We start from the raw sequence: 18354 nt of genomic DNA on the forward strand, positions 1-18354 counted from the left end.
AGGCGAACCCCGGCGGCCATACTATTCGAAGCCCGTTGGGGCAAACTTACTTAGCGTGCGGCGCCGCGAGCGATCTCGTCGATACGACCACGGTAAATACCGAGATCCGACAACTCACGATCGTCCAGGGCCGAAAGGGCCTGGAGGGTACGGCGATAGTTGCGATAAGCCGTAAGGCGGGCGGTGATGCTTGAGATGAAACTGGAGAGAACCATGACACAACTTCCTGCGGGGGTGATTTGTTGGTCTGGTTTATACGCCCAAGTTGCACCGAACGGTAAAAAATCGCTCGCATGCCAGCGTATGCCCGCCATGCAAGCCCTGCATAGATTTAATGCGCCTCGCTTAATAAATATGCAAAAGAGCGCTGCGATTCTGGGCGGCGCTGCGTGGAAAGTGGCCTCGCGGGCGCCGGTCCGCCCTCGCGGCCCCGCCTTTTTGCTGGGCCAACAAATCCGCGCCACAATCGGGCGGTCCGATCGCGGCTTGCGGGGTGCCGCAATGGAACAGGCCGCAAGACCGCGGCTCGCCCCCTACAGGTAAGGAGCCGGCTTTGGCGCGCGACGCATCGGATATTCTGGCGATCGACATCGGCGGCACGGGCCTGAAGGCCGCCATTATCGACATCGAGGGCAAGATGAAGGGCGAGCGCGTCCGCGTGCCGACCCCGCATCCCTGCCCGCCCCAGCTCCTCGTCGATACGCTGGCCGATCTCGTCGCTCCGCTTCCGGCCTATGGACGCATATCGGTGGGCTTTCCCGGCGTGATCCGGCACGGCCTGATCCTGACCGCGCCGCATATCGGCCCCGACGGCTGGGAGGACTTTCCGCTCGGGCAGGCCCTGTCTGCCCGGCTCGGCGGCAAGCCGGTGCGCCTGATCAACGATGCCGAGGTCCAGGGCCTCGGCCTCATCTCGGGGAAGGGCATCGAGATCACGCTGACGCTGGGCACCGGAGCGGGCACGGGCGTGTTCCGCGACGGCGAGCTGATGCCCCATATGGAACTGGCGCATCATCCCGTCTCCAAGTCGAAGACCTATGACGACTATATCGGCGACGCGGCGCGGGAGAAGATCGGCAACAAGCGCTGGAACAAGCGGGTGAAGCACGTCGCCGAGCTGCTGTTCGTGCTGTTCCACTACGATCGCCTCTATCTCGGCGGCGGCAACACCAAGCATGTCAAGGCGGATCTGCCCGACAATGTCGTCGTCGGCTCCAACGATGCGGGGCTGGACGGCGGCGCCGCCCTGTGGCGGCTCAAATCCTTCCATACCAGCGAGGAGGCGCCGGCCGGCGTCGCCGGGGCGAAGCCGTGAGCGGCGCGGTGCCGCCGGGCGCGCCGGGCCTCGACCCGCGCTGGACCTCGAGCGCGAAGAGCGGCGTCGGCACGTCGGGCTCGCCCTCCAGCCGGCTGTGGTTCGCCGTCAGCCATGGCATCCTCAACGAGGTCTATTATCCGCGCATCGACCTTGCCTGCCTGCGCGACCTCGGCCTTCTCGTCACGGCCACGGATTATTTCTCCGAGGAAAAGCGCGACGCCGACCCCGCCCTCGCCATGACGGAGGACGGCGTTCCGATCTTCCGCCTCGTCAACACCGCCCGCGACGGCCGTTACCGCATCTCCAAGACGATCCTCGCCGATCCCTTCCGCGAGAGCGTGCTGCAGGACATCCGCTTCGAGGCGCTGCACGGGGAGTGGAGCGACTATGCCGTGCATGTCCTGCTCGCGCCGCATCTCGTCAATCGCGGCAGCGGCAACACGGCATGGATCGACGACTACAAGGGCTACGGCCTTCTGCATGCGAGCGGGACCAACGGCGTTTCCCTCGCCCTTGCCGCCTCCGTGCCCTGGCTGGCGCGGTCGGCCGGCTTCGTCGGCACGTCGGACGGCTGGCAGACGCTGCGGCGCGGCGAAGGCGTGAACACCGATTATGACCGGGCGGAGAACGGCAATGTCGCGCTCACCGGCACGCTGGACCTCAGCGCGGCGGGCCATGTCCTGCTCTCGCTCGGCCTCGGCCTGAAGCCGGAGGAGGCCGCCTTCAACGCCATCGCCAGCCTGCAGCAGGGCACGGCCTCCGCGATCGGGGAGGTCGGGCGGATCTGGCGCGGCTGGCATGCCGGGCTCGAGCGTCTCGACGACCTCGGCGAGACCGAGCGGACGAGCTACCGCACCAGCGCCGCGGTGCTGGCCGTGCATCGCACCGGCGCCTTCACCGGCGGGGCGATCGCCAGCCTGTCGACGCCCTGGGGCTTCAACAAGGGCGACGACGACCTCGGCGGCTATCATCTCGTCTGGCCGCGCGATCTCGTCGAGACGGCGGGCGGCTTCCTGGCTGCGGGAAGCACGGCCGACGCCCTCGGCATCCTCGACTATCTCGCCGCCATCCAGGAAGGCGACGGCCATTGGGCCCAGAACAACTGGATCGACGGCCACGCCTATTGGGACGGCATCCAGATGGATGAGACGGCCTTCCCGATCCTGCTCTACGACATGCTTCGCCGCGCCGGCGCCTTCGCGGACGGCAATGACGAACGCTATTTCCCCATGCTGCAGAAGGCCGCCAGCTTCGTGGTGCGGCAGGGCCCGGTGACGGACGAGGACCGCTGGGAGGAGGATGCCGGCTATTCGCCGTTCACGCTCGCCGTCGAGATCGCCGCCCTTCTCGCCGCGGCCGACGCGATGGACGCTTCCGGCCGGCCCGAGACCGCGACCTATCTGCGCGAGACCGCCGATGGCTGGCATGCCGAGCTCGACGACTGGACTTTCGCGTCCGGCACCGACCTGGCGGCCAAGCTCGGCATCGCGGGCTATTACGTCCGCATCGGCCCGGGCGACAACCCGGACGGGGCGGCATTGGGAAGCGTGGTGCCGATCAAGAATCGCTCGCCGCAGCAGGCCGCCCTCAGCGCGCAGATGCTGCTCAGCCCCGACGCGCTCGCTCTGGTCCGCTTCGGCCTGCGAAGCGCCGATGATCCGCGCATGGTCGGGACGGTGAAGGCCATCGACGACCTGCTCAGGCGCGACCTGCCCGACGGCCCCTACTGGTACCGCTACAACAATGACGGCTATGGCGAGCACGAGGACGGCTCGGCCTTCGACGGCACCGGCGTCGGACGGCTCTGGCCGCTGCTGACCGGCGAGCGCGCGCATTTCGAGCTGGCCGCGGGCCGGCCCGACGAGGCGCGGCGCCTGCTGAAGGCGCTGGAGGCCTCGGCCGGCCCCGGCGGGCTCCTGCCCGAACAGATCTGGGACGGCGAGGACCTGCCGGACCGGGAATTGTTCTTCGGCGGGCCCACCGGCAGCGCCATGCCCCTGGTCTGGGCCCATGGCGAGCACATCAAGCTGCTGCGCTCCCTGCGCGACGGCAAGGTGTTCGACACGCCGCCGCAGACCGTCGAGCGCTATCTCGAACAGGGCGTCGTCAGCAACCGGCGGTTCTGGCGCATCAACCACCAACGCCGGACGATCCGGGCGGGCCAGGTGCTCCGCATCGAGCTGCTGGAGCCCTCGGCGGTGCGCTGGAGCTTCGACGGATGGGCCGGCACCAGCGAGACCGCGACCGCCGATACGGGCCTCGCCCTTTATTATGTCGACATTCCCGCCGAGACGCTCCCGGCCGGCACGGAGATCCGCTTCCGCATCGCGCAGATCGGCGGTCCCTGGCAGGATCCGGATTTCGGCGTGACCGTGATGGGGTAGGAGGCGCCACGGAGGCTTTCGCCGTTGCGGGCGAACGGCCTGTTCCTTTTCGCACGCAACGCTTCGAGATTTGTCATCGCCCGACCTGTCTCCGCAAGCCGGCCGAGCCGCTTTCTTCCGAGGAAGGCCAATGCGATGAGCGTGACCGCCCCGGACAGAACGAGCCGCATCCTCCGCCGCTTATCCCGGCCCATGGTTCCGCCCCCTCCCATTCGGGGCGGATTCCATCTCGACAATTGCTGCCGCTGATTTATTGTAGTAACAATAATCTATGCCGATCGAATTCGACCCTGCGAAACGCTAGGCCACTCTCGAAAATCGCGGGCTCGACATGGCCCACGCTGTCGAGGTGTTCGGCGGCCATCCGCTATCGGTCGAAGACACTCGGCGGGCTTATGGTGAAACCCGCTGGATCACGTTGGTTTTCTCCGTGGACGCATGGTCGTTTTGGTCTGGACTCTGCGCGGCGCGGCGCGGCACGCCGCATCATCAGCTTGAGGAAGGCAAATGAGCGAGAACAAGCCATTTACGGCCCCCGACTGGTTTGACCCCGACGATGCGCCGGACCTTTCCTCCCCCGAGTGGCAGAAGAAATTCGCCGCTGCCGCAGTCCGCCGCGGACGCCCCAGGTCGGAGACGACGAAGATCTCGACGACGATCCGGCTCGACCCGGACGTCATAGAGCGCTTCAAGGCCCAAGGTCCCGGCTGGCAATCCCGCATCAACGATGCGCTGAGGGACTGGCTATCGAAAAACGCAGCATGAACGCTGGATCTCCGCCGGCCAAATCTCCGAATGATCCAGGTCTCTCCATGATCCGGGTCACCGGATGATGGCAGCGCCGACGCCGGCCTCTCACGCGTCGCCGTCGATCTGCCGGCGGACCTGGTCGGCCAGGGGATGCAGGGCGCTCGCCGGCGCGGAGCCGACCAGGCTGTAGCCGATGCCTTTCTCGGCCCAGGCGACGCCGCCGGTCGTGCCCATGGCATGCTCCGACATCGGCATGTCCTTGTCGATCGCCATCGGCCGCACCAGCATGGCGAGGCGGGTGCCGCGATCGTCGTCGTAGAGGAACAGGGCCGCCGGCCCATGCGCCGTCGCCACCAGGCGCCCGCCCATGAAGCGGTAGCCGGCCTGCGACAGGTCGGGCACCGAGACGGGATGCCGGAGCCGGCCGGACACCCAATTCACGAGCTCCGCGCTCGCCTCGGCCTTGAGCTCGACCGGCCGGACATGATCCGGCGCATAGACCGCATAGCTGTCGGCCGCCTCCTGCGCCAGGACGGCCGCACCGCCCGTCGGTGCCGCTTCGACGCCGTGGAGGGCCCACCCTGCCCCGCCGCCGGCGAAAAGCAGCGCCAGACCCGCCGCCGCCTGCCGCCAATCGCTGCGCCGGACGGCACCGGCCTTGCGCGCCTCGCGCTCCCGCAATTGATGCGCCTCGATGAGCCCCGCAAGGCTCAATTCGGGCGGTACCGGTTCCGCCGCGATGCCGCCCAGCACCTGCCGCAGGGCATCGCGCTGGCCGGCATAGTCGCCGATGCGCTGCGCCACATCGGGATGCTGATCGAGATAGGCCTCGATCCGCCGGCGCTCGGCGGGCGCCAGCACGTCGTCGACATAGGCCTGCAGATCGTCTTCCGTGACCGGACGCTGGGTGCTCATTTCTGCCTCCGGAACAGGGATCGGTCGAGGGCGACGACATTGTCGCCCGACATCATCTCGCGCAGCTTTTCGCGGGCGCGCGCCAAGCGCGACATCACGGTGCCGAGGGGTATGGAAAGGACACGCGCCGTCTCGGCATAGCTGAGTTCCTCGACCGAGACGAGCAGCAGCACGCTTCTCTGCTCCTCGGGGAGTTTCTCCAGCGCCTTGAGGATATCGTGCTGCAGCAGCCGTCCATCCTGCGAGGGCGGCTGTGCGAGCACGCGCTCGTCCACCTCGTCGAGCGACGCGTGCTCACCGCGCCGCGTCCTGCGGCGCATGCCGCTGACGGCGAGATTGTGCAGGATGGCGAACAGCCAGGTCCTGGCGTCGCCGTCCGGCCGGCGCTGGTGCCAATGGCCGATCGCCCGTTCCAGGCAGTCCTGCACGAGATCGTCCGCCGCGCTGCGGTCCCGGAGCAGCGCCCGCGCATAGCGGCGCAGCGCCGGTATCTGCGGCTCGACGAGGCGCATCATGTCTTTCATGGATACCGTCCCGTTTCCCACTGCCCCGTCGCAGCTAAGGACGCTGCGGCCCAAGGTTTATTCCGCCGACCGACGAAAATCGCGAAAGGGCGAGCACCGGTGGCCCCTTCAACGCCGCGATCGAGGCGTGGAGTGTCGATCCCCGATCGACATGGAAACGCCGCGCCTGCGGGAAAGGAAGAGGTCGATCGGTGATCGACCCCTCCGCTCGCGCCGCGATCGAGACGTGGAGTGTCGATCCCCGATCGACACGGAAACGCCGCGCCTGCGGGAAAGGAAGAGGTCGATCGGGGATCGACCCGAGCGCACGGGCCGGCCGGCGCCTCACGCAGCGCCGAAGGCCTTTTTGCCCTCGCGGTCGAGCGCCGCGAAATCCTCGTCCGAAAGATCGATGTCGACGGCCGCGACGTTCTCCTCCAGATGCGCCACCTTCGACGTGCCGGGGATCGGCAGCATCACCGGACTGCGCTTCAGCACCCAGGCGAGCGCGATCTGGCTCGGCGAGGCGCCATGGGCCTTGGCGATCCGGTCGAGGATCGAACCGGGCCTGGCGAGGTCGCCGGCCGCAAGCGGGAACCAGGGGATGAAGCCGATGCCGTGCTGCCCGCAATAGTCGAGCACGTCCTCGCTGGTGCGGTCGATGAGATTGTAGCGGTTCTGGACCGTCGCCACCTTGAAGACTTTCGAGGCCGCCTCGATCTCCTCGATCGAGACCTCGCTCAGCCCGGCATGCCGGACGGTGCCGTCGTCGAGCAGCGACTTCACCGCGGCGAACTGCTCGTCGCGCGGCACCTTGGGATCGATGCGGTGCAGCTGCCAGAGGTCGATCTGCTCGACGCCGAGCTTCTCCAGGCTCTTCTTGGCCTGGCCGCGCAGATAATCCGGCCGCCCGTTCGGGGCCCAGATATCGGGGCCGGACCGCGTCAGCCCCGCCTTGGTCGCCACGACCACGTCGTCATAGGGATGCAGCGCCTCGCGGATGAGGCGCTCGGAGACGTCGGGCCCGTAGGAATCGGCGGTGTCGATGAAGTCGACGCCGATCTCCGGCAGGCGCTTCAGGGTGCGGATGGCCTCGTCATGGTCGGCCGGAGGCCCCCAGATGCCCCGCCCGGTGATGCGCATCGCGCCGAAGCCGAGCCGATTGATTTCGATGTCCCCACCGATCTTGAAGGTTCCGGACTTGCCGGCATCGAGATTTGCCATGGAATTCTCCTTGCGGCGCCGCGTCGAAACGGGCGCCGGCTCGAAATGAAGCGATGAACGCGCGAAACAATATTCGCCGCAGCGTACCCGTCGGCGCCGCGGCGTACCGGTAAATTGGGGATCGACACCCCGCAGGATAAGGGGTGATAGGGCGAAGGGCTTTCCGAGCCTGCCGCGGCGCAGAGCGCCTCAGCACAGCGCCAGGAGCGGCCCCCACGGAAAGGCCTCGCTCGCTTCCAGGCCGAAGGTGCCCAGGGGGCTCGACACGTTGACGACGCGTCCGACGGGGCTGCGGCGCAGCAGCGGCAGCATGGCCCGGGTGACCGCGGCGGCGCCGAAGCCGTCGACGACCGCCGCCTGGCGCAAGCCGCCCGCCGTCCCCGCATGGAACGAATGGTCCCCGGCATTGTTGACGAGGATATCGAGGCAGGGCGAGGAGGCGGCGATCGTCTCGGCGGCCGCCAGGATGGTGTCCCCGTCGGCGAGGTCGAGCGGCAGGTATTCCGCCTCGTAGCCTTCCCAGACCAGTTCGGCCTTTGCGGCGAGGCCCCGCTCCTGCGAACGCTCGCCGATCCAGATCTTGTAACCCAATTGTCCCAAGGCCTTGGCGGTTGCCAGGCCGGCCCCTTTGTCAACGTCGATGATGAGTGCTGATTTCATTGCTATGCTCCCCATCCGAGCAGGACGGAACCGCCAGGACCATCAACTGCGCAGGCTTTACAAACTGTATTTACAGTGTCTAGTATGAGCAATGGATATGGATTCGTCAATAGCCGAACCGGAACGCCGCCGCCGCGTGCTCGACGCCGCGCAGGAGACGTTCTGGCGCTTCGGATTCCGGAAGACCTCGATGGACGAGGTCGCCCGCGCCGCCGACATCTCGCGGCAGGGCCTCTATTTCTATTTCGGCAGCAAGGACGACCTCTTCCGCGAGGCCATGCGCAAATGGCTGGAGGACAAGCTGAGCGCCGCCACGGCGCGGCTCGCCGCGCCGGACCTGCCGATCGAGACCCGGCTGGCCGGGGCGATGGACGAATGGGTCGGCCGCAATATCGGCGCCTTCAGCGGCGACGCATCGGACATCTTCGAGAAGAAGAACGGCGCGCTGCTCGGCACGATGTTCACCGACTACGGCGCGGCCTTCCAGGGCCGGCTGGCCGAGGCCATCGCCGCCTCGCCCCTCGCCGAGACGCTGGGCAAGCTCGGCTTCACGCCGTTGGACCTGGCGCAGACGCTCTCCAGCTGCGGCGGCGGACTGAAATATATGGCGCAGTCCAGGGAGGACTTCGCCCGGAGAATTGCGATCGCCGTCCGGCTGCTCTGCCGCTGACCATCGCGCGGGGCCGGGGCCGGCCCCCAGCCGCGGCGGGACCTATGGCTGCTGCCCCCCGCCGATCGCCTGCGAAATGCCGCGCGCGGCCTCCCGCACCAGGGCGACGATCTCGTCGAGGGGCCGGTCGTCCTGCTTGACGATCACCGGTATGGTGACGGTGGCGATCGCCTGCCCGAAATGATCGATGATCGGCACGCTGATATCGGTGACGCCCTGCGCCAGCCGGCTCGGCGCCATCTCGAAGCCGCGCGCGGCGATGCCGTCCAGCCGGGCGGCGATCTCCTCCTCCGAAGCGCCGTCCGAGTCGTTGGCGTGCAGCCTGGCCACCAGCTCCGCGCGCCTGTCGGAACGCTGGAAGGCGCAGACCACGCGCGCCGATGCATAGGCGGGCGACAGCGGGAAGCTCGCGCCGACCCGCACCGACCAGCCGGCGAGCTGATGTTCCGGCTGGCTCTGCGCCATGACGATGAAGCGATCCCCGTGTAGGGTGGCGAGATGGCAGGGATGTTCGATCGCATTGGCGAGGCGGTCCATCTCGCCCTGCGCCGCCTGCAGCAGGAGACGTGACGGCGGATGCCGGTGGGCGAGCTCGAACAGCCTCAGCGTCAGCCGGTACTGCCCGCTCGGCGCATCGCGGGTGACGTAGCCGCGCTGCTCCAGCACGCCGAGCATGCGGAAGATCTCGCCGACCGAGCGGCCGATGCGGTCGGCGATGGCCTTCTGCGTCAGGCCGGCCGGCTCCTCCGCCAGCGCTTCGATCAGATCCAACCCCTTTTCGAGGGCTGGCGCACTGGGCCCCGGCGTTCCGCTCGATCGTTCATTGACAGCCATCATGATTTCACCCATAAAATTAAAACAACAAATATGCAATCCAAGTCGACGACGCCTCCGGGCATGCGGCCGATGGCAAGGGTGGAAGGCTCAGAGTGGAAGACCAGGTCATCGCAAACAAGGACGGGCTTCTCGCAGGTCTCGTCGTCGTCGACATGAGCCAGTTCCTGTCGGGGCCCTATGCGTCGCTGCGGCTGAACGATCTCGGCGCCCGCGTCATCAAGATCGAGCGTCCCGACGGCGGCGACCTGTGCCGGCGGCTCTATCTGTCGGACACCGACATCGACGGCGATTCGACGCTCTTCCACGCCATCAACCGCAACAAGGAAAGCCTGGCGCTCGACCTCAAGAACCCCGGGGACATCGAGGCGCTCAAGACATTGATCGCCCGAGCCGACGTCCTCATCCAGAATTTCCGTCCGGGCGTGATCGAACGCCTCGGCCTCTCCTACGAGGAGGCCTCGAAGATCAACCCCCGCCTCGTCTATGCGAGCATCACCGGCTACGGCAATGACGGCCCCTGGGTGAAACGTCCCGGCCAGGACCTGCTGGCCCAGGCGCGGTCCGGCCTGATGTGGCTCAACGGCGACGAAGGCCAGGGGCCGGTGCCCTTCGGCCTGGCCGTCGGCGACATGCTGGCGGGCGCCGCCGTCGCGCAGGGCATCCTCGCCGCGCTCGTCAGGCGCAGCATCAGCGGCCGGGGCAGCCATGTCGAGACAAGCCTCCTCGAAGCGCTCGTCGACGTGCAGTTCGAGGTGCTCACCACCTATCTCAACGACGGCAACCGGCTGCCGAAACGCTCCGCCGTCAACAGCGCCCATGCCTATCTGGCGGCGCCCTACGGCGTCTACCGCACGCAGAGCGGCTATCTGGCCGTGGCGATGACGCCGATCGGCAAGCTCGCCGACGTGCTGGGCCTGCGCGCCCTCGACGCCTATCGCGACCACCCCAAGAGCTGGTTCACCCATCGCGACGAGATCAAGAGCGTCCTGGCCGACTTCCTCGCCGGCGCCACGACCGAGCACTGGCTGTCGCTGCTCGATCCCGCCGACATCTGGTGCGCCTCGGTGCTGCAATGGCCGGAGCTGCTCGCCAATGACGGCTTCCGGACGCTCGACATGCTGCAGACGGTGAAGCGCGGCGACGGCGTCGCGGTCGCGACGACCCGCTCGCCCATCCGCGTCGACGGCCATCGGCCCCCCGTTTCACGGGCGGCTCCCCGCCTCGGCGAGCATTCGGCGGCGATCCGCCGCGAATTCGCGCTGTCCGAACCGGCGGGAGAGGACGCGATCGCCCCCTGAAGCCGGCCCGGCGGCGCAGCCGCCGGCATGACGAAAACCACCCGCCCGACAAGCATTCGAACAGCGGCGGCAATCTGAAAGGGAGGAAACCATATGAACAAGCCTGCACATCATCGACCCGCACCCGGCCTTCTCGCCGCCGGCTGCCTCATCGGCCTGTCGCTCGCCATGCCCGCCCGGGCGGCGAACGAGGACCTGCTCAAGCCGCTGCCGCCCGCCCTCCAGGAACTCTATACGGGTTCGACCGACAATCTGAAGCCGTCCGCCTATGACGACTTCAAGCTGCCTCCCAAGCCCTGGAAGTGGTGCCACTCCGAATCCTACCAGGGCAATCCCTGGCGCGTGGCGGTGACCAAGGAACTGCAGCGGCTCGTCGACGGCTACAAGGCCAAGGGCCTCATCTCCAGCTTCGAAGTCTCCAATTCGAACAACGACGCCAGCCAGCAGATCGCCCAGATCCGCGCCTTCATCGACAAGAAATGCACGATCATCACCTCGATCGCCGGCTCCTCGACGGGCCTGAACGACGCGATCGAGGCCGCCTACAAGGCGGGCATCCCCTTCGTGACGCAGACGGGATCGGTGACGAGCCCCTACGCCATCAATGTCGACCAGAACTATGTGCGCTGGGGCGCCGACATGGCGCAGGCCATCGTCGACGAGCTCGGCAACAAGGGCAACGTCCTCATGGTCGCCGGCATTCCCGGACAGCCGATCGACGCGCTGGAGCGCCAGGGCGCCAACAGCGTCTTCTCCAAGTCGGGCGTCAAGATCGTCCGCACCGTCAACGGCAACTGGACGGCCAACGTCACCAAATCCGTGGTCCTGCAGGCGCTCGCCACCTCGCCGCAGAAGATCGACGCCGTCTGGACCTCGGGCAGCGAGGTGCGCGTGATCGCCGAGGACTTCGCCCAGGCCCATCGGCCGCAGCCTCTGATCACCGGCTCGCTCACCGGCGACATGCTCGGCTACTGGAAGGAGCATCCCGACCTGCGCTTCTCCGGCACGGCGCTCGGGCCGTCCTGGATGGCCCAGACGCTGTTCCGCGTCGGCGTGCGCATCCTCGAGGGCCAGCAGCCGCGCGTCGGCACCATGATGACGCCCCTGCCCGTGGTCAAGCAGGCCGACCTCGGCAAATGGTACCGCTCCTGCATGACGCCGGCCTCGACGTCGATCTTCCCGATCGCGCCGAGCGACCCGATGCCCGATAGCCTGATGGACGCCTATTTCAGGAAGCCGGCGCCGGTCGAAGGCTACAGCTACGCCGACACGCCGGATCCCTGCGCGGCGCAATAGGCCTGCAGCCGGCCTGGAAACCGCCCTCGCCGTCGCTCTCGGCGAGGGTGGAGGCAGAGGGAGGAGAACCCACGGATCCCCTTCCTTCGCTACGCTCGCCAGGGATGACAGCGGTTTCCCGCCGGTCCCCTCCATCCCTCCCCCGGAACGGATCGATGCTCGACGTCCAGGACCTGTCCAAGAACTATGGCGAGACCCGCGCGCTCGAAGGCGTGTCGATCGGTTTCGAGAAGGGCACCATCCACGCGGTCCTCGGCGAGAACGGCTCGGGAAAGAGCACGCTCGTCAAGCTTCTGTCCGGCATCGTGATGCCGAGCCGGGGCCGCATCCTCGTCGAGGGGCGGCCGCTCACCGCCTTCACGCCCGCCGCCATGCAGGCGGCGGGCCTTGCGACCGTGTTCCAGGAAGTGCTGCTGGCGCCCGACCGGACGGTGACGGACAACATCCTCCTCGGCTGCGACGGCCTGCTCAAGCGCAACATTCCCCGCGGCCGGCGGCGCGACGTGGCAGCGGAGGCGCTGTCCCGCATCACCGCGACGCCGATCGACCTCGATGCCGCCGCCGGCGACCTGCCGCTGGCGATCCGCCAGCTCATCGTCCTCGCCCGCGCGCTCGCCCGCAGGCCGCGCCTGCTCATCCTCGACGAGATCACCGCCGCGCTCGATTTCGGCGACCGGGAGGCCGTGTTCCGCACCATGGAAAAATTCGCCGCCGACGGCGGCCTGATCCTGTTCATTTCCCATCGCATGGACGAAGTCATGCGCCTGGCGGCCCGCATCAGCGTCCTCAGGAACGGCAGGCTGGTCGAAACGCTGGCGCGCCGGGACACGTCGCCAGACGCCCTGCTGCGCCTGATGGCGCCCGCCGCCGCAAAGGAGCTCGCCCATGCCGGCTGACGCATCGGCCGCGGCTGGCGGCCTCCTCCTCGAAGGCGTGGCGGTGCGCCCGGGCGCGGCGCGGCTCGACGACGGGCTCGTGCCGGGCGAGATCGTCGGCGTCGCCGGCCTCGACGGCCACGGCCAGGAAGAGTTCCTGGAAATCCTGGCCGGGCTCCGCCGTCCGGCCGCCGGGCGGGTGTTCGCCCTCCACGGCGACAGGCGGGAGGCCGTCGGCAGCTTCAAGCAGGCCGTCCGCCACGGCATCGCCTATCTCGCCCGCGACCGGCGCCTGCACGGCATCTTCCCGGCCCTCTCGATCCTCGACAATTTCTCGATGGTGTCGTGGCGCCGCGACACGCGGTTCGGCCTGATCGGGCGGGATATCCAGCGGGCACGCTACGAGACCTGGCGCGAGCGGCTGGAAATCGTCGCCCCCGATCCGCGCGCGCCGATCACCGCGCTTTCGGGCGGCAACCAGCAGAAGGTGCTGCTGGCGCGCTGGCTGGCGCTGGGGCCGAGCATCCTCCTGCTCAACGATCCGACGCGCGGCGTCGACCAGCGCACGCGCGAGATCCTCTATGCGGTGTTCCGCGACCTCGCGCGCAGGCAGGGCCTGTCGCTCGTCATCCTCTCCACCGAGATCGAGGAGGTGCTGCGCCTGTGCGACCGCGTGCTCGTCTTCCGCGACGGCGAAGTCTCGGCCCGTCTTTCCGGCGTCCGGATGTCGAACGACAGCGTCATCGCCGCCATGTTCGGACAGGCCGCATGAGCATGCCATCCGCCCCCCTTTCGCGCCGGCTGTCGCATTTCGCCCGGGAGCGGCGCGAGACCGGCCTCGCCGTGCTACTGCTCGTCGTCCTGCTGGTGCTGAACTTCCTGCTCAATCCGGCCCGCTTCCTGCCGGCGAACTGGGGCAGCACCATCGGCCTCGCCGCGCCGCTCGTCGTCGGCGCCGTCGCGGCGATGCCGGCCATCCTCGGCGGGCGCGGCGGCATCGACGTCTCGGTCGGCCCGGCCATGGGCTTCGTCAACGCCGTGATCGTGCAGGTGCTCATCCTCGATCTCGGCCTCGAAACGCCGTGGCTCATCGTGCCCGCCGCGCTGCTGACCGGCATCGGCATCGGCATCTTCAACGGCCTGGTCGCCACCATGCTGCGCATCCAGCCGATCGTCGCCACGCTCGGCACCTATCTGCTGCTGTCCGGCCTGACGCTGACCCTGGTGCCCTCCCCCATCGGCAGCGTCCCCCCCTGGATCAAGGATCTCGCCGGCACCTGGTCGATCCTGCCGATTCTCCTGGTCGCCGCGGCGTGGGTCGCCCTCAAGCGCCTGCCCTTCCACGATGCGCTGATGGCGGTCGGCAGCGACGACCGGGCGGCCTACACCGCCGGCGTGCCGGTGCTGCGCGTGCGGTTCCTGTCCTATGTGACCGGCGGCCTGTTCGCCGGCGTGGCGGGCCTCTCCCTCACCGCGCTGATCGGCTCGGCCGACCCCAATGTCGGCCCCAATTATACGCTGGTGACGATTTCCGCCGTCGCGCTCGGCGGCGTCAGCCTCGCCGGCGGGCGGGGCGGCTTCCTCGCGGCGGCGCTGGGTGCCGTCGACATCTTCCTGCTGCAGAACGCGCTGACCTTCTTCAACCTGTCGCCCTTCGTGCTTCAGGTCGCCTATGGGGTGATCCTCGTGCTCTCCGTCTCGCTGAACGCGCTGCCCGCCCTCCTCGCACGCGGCCGGGAGGCGCGGTCATGAGCCGGACCCTCAAGGGCATGAGCCGGGCCCTCTCGGCCTTCGCCATCGCCATCGTGCTGCATCTCATCGGCACGGCGCTGATCGAGGGCTACGGCGCCGAATTCTCGGTGCGCTCGATGCTGGTGCTGGCGACGCTGCTCGGCGTCGCCTCGATCGGCCAGACGCTCGTCGTCCTGCTCGGCGGCATCGACCTCTCGATCCCCTTCGTCATCGGCTTCGCCAATGTCGTGGCGGCGCAACTCTATGGCGAGGGCATGCCGTTCCTCTTTGTCTCGCTCATCGTCGCCGTGCTGGCCCTGGCGATCGGCGCCCTCAACGGCACCTTGTCCTCCCGCCTCCAGGTCCACCCGCTCATCATCACCCTCGGCGTGGGCACGGCGGTGCAGGGCGCCGTGCTGCTGTGGACCGCCGGCTTCCCCACCGGCTCGGCGCCGGATGCCATCAATGAGTTCGTCTCGATCGGCGGCACGGCCGGCCCCCTGCCGGTACCCTGGGTGGTGCCGTCCTTCGTGATGCTCGCCGTCGTCATCGGCCTCGTCCTGCACCGCACGGCCTTCGGCCGGCGCCTCTACGCCGTCGGCAGCAATCCGGCCGCAGCCCCCTTCGCGCTGATCGACCCGCATTGGATCCGCACCGCCGCCTATGCGCTGAGCGCCCTGTTCGCAGCCCTCGCCGGCGTGCTCCTCCTCGGCTTCACCGGCTCGGCCTATGGCGATGTCGGCCAGCCCTATCTGTTCCAGACGATCGCGGCGGTGGTGATCGGCGGCACGACGCTGGTGGGCGGGCGCGGCGGCATCCTCGGTTCGCTCGCCGGCGCCCTCGTCCTCACCGAGATCAACACGCTGCTCATCGGGCTCGGTCTGACGCCGGCCCTGGTGCAGGCGGCGCTCGGCCTCGTCATCATCGCGCTGGTCTCGCTCTACGGACGCGAGCCGCATGTCAGGACGACGATTTAGCATGCCACAGGGCGCGAGACCCTTCGGCGGCGCCGAGTTTGAAAGAAACGGCGCGATTTTCCTTCTCCCGAGCGGGAGAAGGTGGCGCGAAGCGCCGGATGAGGGCCTGAACTCCCACAATTCACGCGACTGTCGAGCCATCCGGTCGATGTTCAGTCCCTCTTCCCCCTGCCGGGACCTTCTCCCGACCCGGGAGAAGGAAGCCCCTCTCCGTGTGTCGGTGGCCTATGGACGAGAGGTCCGCCCCCCGAGAACGCAAACTCACAACGATCTGGAATCAGAGCTTAGGACCCAAGCATGAGCGACGAACGCTATCTGGAAGACTACGAGATCGGCGAGGAACGCGTCAGCATCGGACGCACCATCACCGAGGCCGACATCGTCCTGCATGCCGGCCAGACCGGCGATTTCTACCCGCACCACATGGATGCCGAATGGTGCGCCACCCAGCCCTTCAAGCAGCGCATCGCCCATGGCACGCTGATCTTCAGCGTCGGCATCGGCATGGCCGCCAATGTCATCAATCCGCGCAGCATGTCCTACGGCTATGACCGGCTGCGCTTCATCAAGCCGACCTTCATCGGCGACACCATCCGCGTCACCACCACCATCGTCGACAAGCGCGACTTCAAGCGCCCGAGCCACGGCATCCTGGTCGAGAAGGTCGACGTCACCAAGCAGACCGGCGAGCTCGTGCTCACCTGCGAGCATCTCCATCTCGTCGAGCGCCGTCCCGGCGTGGAGGACATCTGATGCCGGGCCTGCGCCTGATTTCGTGGGGCCACCGCCGCGCCACCGATCCCCTGCTGGCGGCGAAGGAGACGTTCCGCGCCAAGCGCCCCGATATCGACATCGCCGTCGAGGTGCGTCCCTTGAGCGATTTCGAGCACCAGGGCATGGCGGGCGTCGCCCGCAGCTACGACCTCGTCATCTTCGACCATCCCTTCTGCGGCGACATCGCCGAAGGCGGCCTGTTCCTGCCGCTCGACGAGCACCTGCCGGCGCTGCTCGGCCCGAATGCCGATCCCCTCTATGTCGGGCCGAGCCTCGACACCTACCGGCTGCACGGCCATGTCTGGGGCGCGCCGATCGACGCCGCCACGCCCCATGCGCTGGTGCGCCGCGACCTGCTGCAGCCGCTCGGCGAGGAAGTCCCCCGCAGCTGGGATGAGGCGCTGGCCCTCGGCGAAAGGCTGGCGCCGCGGGGACTGAAACTCGGCATCGGCATCGAGACCCCGCATGCGCTCGCCGTCATCGCCTCGCTGATGGCGAATGCCGGCCGCCCCTGGCACACTGACGTCGCGGCGCCCTTCCATATCGACCGCAACGCCTTCCTCACCGCCTATGGCCGGCTGCGGGCGCTGCTCGCCTTCTGCCCGCCCGAGACGCTCGGCTGGAACTCGATCGACGTGCATGAGGCGATGGTGGCGCGCGACGACGTCGCCTATTGTCCGATCGTCTACGGCTACGCCACCTATGGCGAGGCCGACCAGCGCCGCCGGCTCGGCTTCGCCCCCTTCGCGGGGGCGAGCGCGCCCTTCGAGGCCGGCTCGATGATCGGCGGCACAGCGATGGGAATATCGAGCTTCTCGCGGGAGAAGGAGGCGGGGCTCGCCTTCGTCGCCCATATGCTGGAGGCCGACACGCAGGACCGCCTCATCCCGAATCATCACGGCCAGCCCGCCTTCCTCTCCGCCTGGCAGCGCGCCGACAACGACGCGCGCTTCAACGGCTTCTATTCCGCCGCGCTGAGCTCGATGGAGACGGCCTGGGTGCGGCCGCGCCGGCCCGGCTATCCGGAGTTCCAGCGCGACGCCGGGCGCATCGTCGCCGAAGCGCTGCGGGCCGGCGCGGACGGGACGGCCGCCGCGGACGCCGTCATCGCCCTGGCGGCGAAGCTCTGAGAGACTGTCGGCAGACCGCCCCATCCCCGGCGAGCGCGGCTCGCCGGGGATGACGGAGAGACGACCATTGTTTGCACGCGTTCCGAGTCTCGGAGGCACCATGCGGATCATCGATACCCATCTGCACCTGATCGACCTCGACCGGCTGCATTATCCCTGGCTCGACGGCGAGCCGGCGCTCAAGCACAGCTTCACGCTGGCGCAGTACAAGGCGCAGGCGGAGCCGGCCGGCATCGAGGCGATGCTGCACATGGAAGTCGACGTCGCGGAGGCCGACCAGCAGAAGGAGACCGACTGGGTCACCTCGCTCGGCGACGGCGTCATCGGCGCCATCGCCTGCTGCCGCCCCGAGCACGAGACCTTCCCGGCCCAGATCGAAAGGCTGGCCGCCAACCCGAAGGTGCGCGGCCTCCGCCGCACCTTCCATTTCACGCCCGACGCCCTGCCCCAGCAGCCGGATTTCGCCGCCAACATCCGCCTGCTGGCACGTTACGGCCTCTCCTACGACCTGTGCTGCCTGCCGCGGCAATTGCCGATCATCACCCGCCTCGCCGCGCAGGCGCCCGACGTGCAGTTCGTGCTCGACCATTGCGGCGTGCCCAATGTGCGGGACCGCGAGCTCGACCCGTGGCGGGCCGACATCGAGGCCCTTTCGGCCCTGCCCAACGTCGCCTGCAAGATCTCGGGCGTCATCGCCTATGGTCACAGGACCGAATGGACGGTCGACGACCTCAGGCCCTTCGTCGAGCACGCCATCGACTGCTTCGGCTGGAACCGCGTCGTCTGGGGCAGCGACTGGCCGGTATGCACGCTGACCGCCGACCTGGCGAAATGGGTGGCGGCGACGCATCAATTGCTCGAAGGCACCAGCGAGGACGAGAAGATCGCGCTGCTCAGCCGCAACGCGACGCGGATCTACAGGCTGGCGGCGGAGGGATGAGCCTGCCCATCGAAGCCGAATTTGCCGAGCAGGACGCGACGATGGAGGGGCGATCATCGATCGCCCCTCTCG

20 protein-coding genes are annotated in these 18354 nt (G+C 68.2%); 14 read left to right on the forward strand and 6 right to left on the reverse strand.

From position 1 onward, the window contains the following. Nucleotides 1–50 precede the first annotated feature (50 nt). A complete protein-coding gene (locus J3R73_RS22625; RefSeq protein WP_307432382.1) occupies nt 51–215 on the reverse strand; it encodes a DUF1127 domain-containing protein in 165 nt (54 codons plus the stop codon). A gap of 338 nt (nt 216–553) precedes the next feature. On the opposite strand from J3R73_RS22625, the gene J3R73_RS22630 reads away from it, so the two are divergent. The 4 genes from J3R73_RS22630 to J3R73_RS22645 all read left to right on the forward strand — a co-directional run bounded on the left by J3R73_RS22630 (nt 554) and on the right by J3R73_RS22645 (nt 4467). Next, nucleotides 554–1315 carry an ROK family protein gene (locus J3R73_RS22630; RefSeq protein WP_307432385.1) on the forward strand — a complete coding sequence of 254 codons (762 nt, stop codon included), beginning with the start codon at nt 554–556 and terminating at the stop codon, nt 1313–1315. Next, entirely contained in the window at nt 1312–3702 is a 2391-nt protein-coding gene (locus J3R73_RS22635) for a glucan 1,4-alpha-glucosidase (RefSeq protein WP_307432388.1), read from the forward strand. The genes J3R73_RS22630 and J3R73_RS22635 overlap by 4 nt, the downstream gene beginning before the upstream one ends. 331 nt (nt 3703–4033) lie before the next feature. Next, nucleotides 4034–4213, forward strand: coding sequence for a BrnT family toxin (locus J3R73_RS22640; protein ID WP_307432391.1), 180 nt, complete (start codon nt 4034–4036; stop codon nt 4211–4213). Further along, nucleotides 4210–4467 (forward strand): BrnA antitoxin family protein, encoded by a 258-nt coding sequence (locus J3R73_RS22645; protein WP_307432396.1) that lies wholly within the window; start codon nt 4210–4212, stop codon nt 4465–4467. Before J3R73_RS22640 ends, J3R73_RS22645 begins: the two co-directional genes overlap by 4 nt. A gap of 90 nt (nt 4468–4557) precedes the next feature. Here the strand turns inward: J3R73_RS22645 and J3R73_RS22650 are convergent, their stop codons facing one another. The 4 genes from J3R73_RS22650 to J3R73_RS22665 all read right to left on the reverse strand — a co-directional run bounded on the left by J3R73_RS22650 (nt 4558) and on the right by J3R73_RS22665 (nt 7754). Continuing rightward, on the reverse strand, nt 4558–5367 hold the full coding sequence (locus J3R73_RS22650) for an anti-sigma factor family protein (protein ID WP_307432399.1): 810 nt from the start codon (nt 5365–5367) through the stop codon (nt 4558–4560). Beyond that, on the reverse strand, nt 5364–5891 hold the full coding sequence (locus J3R73_RS22655) for a sigma-70 family RNA polymerase sigma factor (protein WP_307432403.1): 528 nt from the start codon (nt 5889–5891) through the stop codon (nt 5364–5366). The genes J3R73_RS22650 and J3R73_RS22655 overlap by 4 nt, the downstream gene beginning before the upstream one ends. A 324-nt stretch (nt 5892–6215) precedes the next feature. After that, complete coding sequence (locus tag J3R73_RS22660) at nt 6216–7094, reverse strand: aldo/keto reductase (RefSeq protein ID WP_307432409.1); 879 nt, start codon at nt 7092–7094, stop codon at nt 6216–6218. Nucleotides 7095–7283: 189 nt separating this feature from the next. Then, nucleotides 7284–7754, reverse strand: a complete 471-nt coding sequence (locus J3R73_RS22665; RefSeq protein ID WP_307432410.1) for an SDR family NAD(P)-dependent oxidoreductase — start codon at nt 7752–7754, stop codon at nt 7284–7286. Between the two features lie 97 nt (nt 7755–7851). Here J3R73_RS22665 and J3R73_RS22670 point away from each other — a divergent pair, with 97 nt between their 5' ends. Then, nucleotides 7852–8424, forward strand: a complete 573-nt coding sequence (locus tag J3R73_RS22670) for a TetR/AcrR family transcriptional regulator (protein ID WP_307432413.1) — start codon at nt 7852–7854, stop codon at nt 8422–8424. A gap of 42 nt (nt 8425–8466) precedes the next feature. Here the strand turns inward: J3R73_RS22670 and J3R73_RS22675 are convergent, their stop codons facing one another. After that, a complete protein-coding gene (locus J3R73_RS22675; protein ID WP_307432417.1) occupies nt 8467–9273 on the reverse strand; it encodes an IclR family transcriptional regulator in 807 nt (268 codons plus the stop codon). A gap of 95 nt (nt 9274–9368) precedes the next feature. Here J3R73_RS22675 and J3R73_RS22680 point away from each other — a divergent pair, with 95 nt between their 5' ends. The 9 genes from J3R73_RS22680 (at nt 9369) to J3R73_RS22720 (ending at nt 18282) form a co-directional block, all read left to right on the forward strand. After that, nucleotides 9369–10559 (forward strand): CaiB/BaiF CoA transferase family protein, encoded by a 1191-nt coding sequence (locus J3R73_RS22680; protein WP_370880108.1) that lies wholly within the window; start codon nt 9369–9371, stop codon nt 10557–10559. Between the two features lie 93 nt (nt 10560–10652). Next, nucleotides 10653–11855, forward strand: a complete 1203-nt coding sequence (locus J3R73_RS22685) for a substrate-binding domain-containing protein (RefSeq protein ID WP_307432423.1) — start codon at nt 10653–10655, stop codon at nt 11853–11855. A gap of 155 nt (nt 11856–12010) precedes the next feature. Then, the gene (locus J3R73_RS22690) at nt 12011–12751 is read left to right on the forward strand and encodes an ATP-binding cassette domain-containing protein (RefSeq protein ID WP_307432426.1); all 741 of its coding nucleotides are present in this window, start codon (nt 12011–12013) and stop codon (nt 12749–12751) included. Beyond that, entirely contained in the window at nt 12741–13502 is a 762-nt protein-coding gene (locus J3R73_RS22695) for an ATP-binding cassette domain-containing protein (RefSeq protein ID WP_307432429.1), read from the forward strand. The genes J3R73_RS22690 and J3R73_RS22695 overlap by 11 nt, the downstream gene beginning before the upstream one ends. Continuing rightward, a complete protein-coding gene (locus J3R73_RS22700) occupies nt 13499–14482 on the forward strand; it encodes an ABC transporter permease (protein ID WP_307432432.1) in 984 nt (327 codons plus the stop codon). Before J3R73_RS22695 ends, J3R73_RS22700 begins: the two co-directional genes overlap by 4 nt. Then, entirely contained in the window at nt 14479–15438 is a 960-nt protein-coding gene (locus tag J3R73_RS22705) for an ABC transporter permease (RefSeq protein ID WP_307432435.1), read from the forward strand. The genes J3R73_RS22700 and J3R73_RS22705 overlap by 4 nt, the downstream gene beginning before the upstream one ends. 297 nt (nt 15439–15735) lie before the next feature. Further along, nucleotides 15736–16191 (forward strand): MaoC family dehydratase, encoded by a 456-nt coding sequence (locus tag J3R73_RS22710; RefSeq protein WP_307432438.1) that lies wholly within the window; start codon nt 15736–15738, stop codon nt 16189–16191. Next, nucleotides 16191–17342 carry an ABC transporter substrate-binding protein gene (locus J3R73_RS22715; protein ID WP_307432441.1) on the forward strand — a complete coding sequence of 384 codons (1152 nt, stop codon included), beginning with the start codon at nt 16191–16193 and terminating at the stop codon, nt 17340–17342. Before J3R73_RS22710 ends, J3R73_RS22715 begins: the two co-directional genes overlap by 1 nt. Before the next feature lie 100 nt (nt 17343–17442). Continuing rightward, nucleotides 17443–18282 (forward strand): amidohydrolase family protein, encoded by an 840-nt coding sequence (locus tag J3R73_RS22720; protein WP_307432445.1) that lies wholly within the window; start codon nt 17443–17445, stop codon nt 18280–18282. Nucleotides 18283–18354: the final 72 nt, after the last annotated feature.

The sequence above is a fragment of the Labrys monachus genome (assembly GCF_030814655.1).
In the GTDB taxonomy this organism is placed as follows: domain Bacteria; phylum Pseudomonadota; class Alphaproteobacteria; order Rhizobiales; family Labraceae; genus Labrys; species Labrys monacha.

Bases quoted from the DNA above. Each gene is read 5' to 3' on its own strand.
- J3R73_RS22625 (WP_307432382.1), bottom strand. From the start codon at position 215: ATGGTTCTCTCCAGTTTCATCTCAAGCATCACCGCCCGCCTTACGGCT.
- J3R73_RS22640 (WP_307432391.1), top strand. From the start codon at position 4,034: ATGGCCCACGCTGTCGAGGTGTTCGGCGGCCATCCGCTATCGGTCGAA.
- J3R73_RS22645 (WP_307432396.1), top strand. From the start codon at position 4,210: ATGAGCGAGAACAAGCCATTTACGGCCCCCGACTGGTTTGACCCCGAC.
- J3R73_RS22650 (WP_307432399.1), bottom strand. From the start codon at position 5,367: ATGAGCACCCAGCGTCCGGTCACGGAAGACGATCTGCAGGCCTATGTC.
- J3R73_RS22655 (WP_307432403.1), bottom strand. From the start codon at position 5,891: ATGAAAGACATGATGCGCCTCGTCGAGCCGCAGATACCGGCGCTGCGC.
- J3R73_RS22660 (WP_307432409.1), bottom strand. From the start codon at position 7,094: ATGGCAAATCTCGATGCCGGCAAGTCCGGAACCTTCAAGATCGGTGGG.
- J3R73_RS22665 (WP_307432410.1), bottom strand. From the start codon at position 7,754: ATGAAATCAGCACTCATCATCGACGTTGACAAAGGGGCCGGCCTGGCA.
- J3R73_RS22670 (WP_307432413.1), top strand. From the start codon at position 7,852: ATGGATTCGTCAATAGCCGAACCGGAACGCCGCCGCCGCGTGCTCGAC.
- J3R73_RS22675 (WP_307432417.1), bottom strand. From the start codon at position 9,273: ATGGGTGAAATCATGATGGCTGTCAATGAACGATCGAGCGGAACGCCG.
- J3R73_RS22685 (WP_307432423.1), top strand. From the start codon at position 10,653: ATGAACAAGCCTGCACATCATCGACCCGCACCCGGCCTTCTCGCCGCC.
- J3R73_RS22690 (WP_307432426.1), top strand. From the start codon at position 12,011: ATGCTCGACGTCCAGGACCTGTCCAAGAACTATGGCGAGACCCGCGCG.
- J3R73_RS22695 (WP_307432429.1), top strand. From the start codon at position 12,741: ATGCCGGCTGACGCATCGGCCGCGGCTGGCGGCCTCCTCCTCGAAGGC.
- J3R73_RS22700 (WP_307432432.1), top strand. From the start codon at position 13,499: ATGAGCATGCCATCCGCCCCCCTTTCGCGCCGGCTGTCGCATTTCGCC.
- J3R73_RS22705 (WP_307432435.1), top strand. From the start codon at position 14,479: ATGAGCCGGACCCTCAAGGGCATGAGCCGGGCCCTCTCGGCCTTCGCC.
- J3R73_RS22710 (WP_307432438.1), top strand. From the start codon at position 15,736: ATGAGCGACGAACGCTATCTGGAAGACTACGAGATCGGCGAGGAACGC.
- J3R73_RS22715 (WP_307432441.1), top strand. From the start codon at position 16,191: ATGCCGGGCCTGCGCCTGATTTCGTGGGGCCACCGCCGCGCCACCGAT.
- J3R73_RS22720 (WP_307432445.1), top strand. From the start codon at position 17,443: ATGCGGATCATCGATACCCATCTGCACCTGATCGACCTCGACCGGCTG.